The sequence below is a fragment of the Chamaesiphon sp. genome, assembly GCF_041737865.1.
Taxonomy (GTDB): Bacteria; Cyanobacteriota; Cyanobacteriia; order Cyanobacteriales; family Chamaesiphonaceae; genus Chamaesiphon.
Map to the genome: position 1 here is coordinate 1 of NZ_JBGSQZ010000004.1, position 3,181 is coordinate 3,181.

Below are 3,181 nucleotides of genomic sequence, written 5' to 3' on the forward strand. Positions count from 1 at the left end.
AACACTCGATCGGATGGATAATGAGAATGGTAACGCAGCTTTATGGTTTGCTACCCAGCTTCAAAATCTACCAACTCGATCGATCGACAGTTGACAGTAGTTTAGATCGATCTGCCATGTCTAATATTACAATTCATCAGCTAGAACCAGATCTAATTATCCGTTTAGAACAACGTGCCGCCCCATGGACATTCGATCTCTGCTTCGATCGAGTCCATTTTTCGTAGCATATGAGTCACTGAAGCAGATATCTGTTTTGCTGAAATTGCTGCAAACTGCAAAACAATTGGTAAGCCGACCGCTCAAGCTGATGCTCAAATTGCTGCAATTTGTTTAGCAAATAACGCACTAATTGCTACTCGGAATGTCGATGATTTTGTAGATTGTCAGATAGAGATAGTCAACTCTTGGGATTTATAAGAATCGAATTTGTGTGCTAATTGGGAATTAAAAATCTACCTAAAAATGTGATACTCCAATCCGGCTCGGTTTTGCCGATACTCGTAGCATCATGAATAAAATTTTCGGTAGGAGCGATATAAGCTTCGCCAGGATAAACTGCTAATCTAATGACTGGATAGTCGGCTAAAGCTCGTAAGAACTTGAGTGATAGCCGCACACCTCGATAGTCTCGATAAATGTCATTAGGATCGACTAGATTAAGGTCTTCAAAAATTTGCTGGAGGGTACGATTGATGAGGAGGAAATAACGAACTTCTCGACCCAAATTAATACAAATTCGATTCCTGGCAAGATGGCGCAGCCGAAATGGGCGATAATCCCAACTATCTAAATGCAATCCTGCAAATAACTTTTCAGGCAGAAACTCGATCCCATTGATAGTAGTTGTGGGTAGATCTATATCGCACCGAATTAAGCCCAGACAATCAAAGTCACGATCGATCGCATAGGATTGGAATATGTATTCCTGAATTTGGGTGCGGGCTGAATCATATTCAGCATGAGCGAGAATTTGGCTAGATGTTACTGAGTTTCTGTACTCAGTTTCTCCCCATTTTATTATATTTTGGAGTCGATCGATTACCGATTCGGGAAATTTGACAATCCCGATTGTTTGACTGACATTACTAGGATCGATATGTGCGGTCATTATTTCGGTTTCGGCATCTGTCAGGGGTCGCCACGGCAATTTGGGGATAAAAGCCGGATGAGAGTACTGAGGATATAAATCGGGATTTACTCTGATAACACCATCATTAATCCTCAATCGATCGATTGTAATCGGTATATCCCTACCATAAATCTTTAACCCTGATTTTAATCCCATTTTTGTGACAGATGTACTAAACATGTTGCACCTCTCGATCTACTTGGGCTACTTTCAAGCGTTGGAGATCGACAATACCGCCATTAATAATGCCTTCTTCAATTAGGCGGTATTCGATATATTGCAACATGCCTTTATGGACGATACAACGAATCGCCCCATCGGGATCTAATTCATTATATTCATATCCATTTTCAGCGATCGGATAACCACAACAAGCACCAAAAAATTTACAATTAACACAAGTTTGTTCTAATCTTTGCTCTGCTGCTAAAATTGACTGCTCGTGTTTCTTCCCACTAAATAATTCACCGAGGGGAGTGGTAAATAGATTACCGTAGCTAAGATCGATCTCATAGGCATCAGCATAGCCGTACAAGTCTCCAGTAATATTTACTAAATTTATTCCTTCCCATTCGCGCTTATCATAAAAATTGCAAGCAACACTCGGATCGTAAAAGTTTAGCACCTCCGTAACCATCTCGATGACGGGAACGATCCAGACAAACTCTTCATCTGCCAACCACAGATCGAAAATAGTTTGAAATGCTTTGAGAACGCTATGAGGATCGATTTCAATGCCACTATTTTGACCCTGGTTGCTAGTTTGATGTAGGGGGAGCAATCTAGCTGATAGACCGAGTTTTCGATAAAATTGATAAATCTGCTCGACATTATTAATATTTTTCTTGCTGAGGACAGTAATGCACCCAAATGGAATCTCTGCCTCACGCAATCGATCCATGTTTGCTAAGACACGCGCTTGAGAATCACGACCATTTTCATATACTCGCAGATCGCCAAAAATATCTACAGATACTCCCACTCGATCGAATCCTTCTGCCAACAATAGTAACCGCTCATCATCTAATATAGTTAGATTAGTTTGGACTCCATTGGTGATTTGATAATGATTACTAGCAAATATTTTTGCTTGCAAATCTAATGCTTCCCAATAAAACTGTGGTGAAATTAATAAAGGTTCGCCACCATGCCAGATAAAGTGAATCGCTACCGGAATTTCGAGCGATCGATAGTAACTTTCGATATGTCGGTACATCGATTCAATCTGTGCCATCGTCATGACATCAGATTTGTGCAGTTCGCTAAATTCATAGCAATACTGACAGCGCAGATTACATTGCTTTGAGGTTTTGATGACAAACTGCGTAGATTGATATTTCATAGCTAATTCACGCTCGGTAATATTAGGCAGGAGAGAAGGATCGACGCTCTGAAAAAAAAGTAGGACTGTTGTGACAAGTTTCTACCCTGTCACAACAATACTTAATCCGATCGGGTGTAGCTATTTAGTTTCTGTCGATCTAATTTCCTGCTCGATCTCTACTGCGGAAGGGAAAGATTTAGAGTTAGATTTGGCGGCACCTGGTTGAGTTACTTTATCAATTCCAGGTAATTTGCTGCCATCTTTGACAAAAATTGGACCACTTTCTTTGACAAATGATTGATTTGCCCCTGGCTGCATTACTTTCCCAGGTTTTACTACACTTCCAGGCTGAGTTACTTTATCAATTCCAGGTAATTTGCTGCCATCTTTAACAAAAATAGGGCCACTTTCTTTGACAAATGATTGATTTGCCCCTGGTTGAGTCACCTTATTGGGTTGAACTACTTTAATCTTTTTCTGAATATTTTGCTTGTGAGTATCGATTTGGTTATTTGGGTATTCGGGTGTTGCCGATGTTTTTATACCAGCATTCAAATTTTCTTGAATATAAGGATTGGGGTCAGATTGAGCTACAGCGGCGATCGCGATCGTTGAAATACTGACAATTGTAGCAATTGCTAGGTTATAATTTTTACTTGGAAATGTCATCTTGCTTATTTACCTCGATTAGGACATTAATTTAGATCTAAATTAATATCCCAATC

At 39.9% G+C, this 3,181-nt stretch carries 3 protein-coding genes; all 3 read right to left on the minus strand.

The genetic code is table 11. The features are described from left to right. Positions 1-436 precede the first annotated feature (436 nt). Entirely contained in the window at positions 437-1,312 is an 876-nt protein-coding gene (locus ACEW9J_RS00200; protein WP_373543142.1) for a hypothetical protein, read from the minus strand. Next, a complete protein-coding gene (locus ACEW9J_RS00205; RefSeq protein ID WP_373543143.1) occupies positions 1,305-2,474 on the minus strand; it encodes a radical SAM protein in 1,170 nt (389 codons plus the stop codon). Before ACEW9J_RS00205 ends, ACEW9J_RS00200 begins: the two co-directional genes overlap by 8 nt. 120 nt (positions 2,475-2,594) lie before the next feature. Beyond that, entirely contained in the window at positions 2,595-3,125 is a 531-nt protein-coding gene (locus tag ACEW9J_RS00210; RefSeq protein ID WP_373543144.1) for a hypothetical protein, read from the minus strand. Positions 3,126-3,181: the final 56 nt, after the last annotated feature.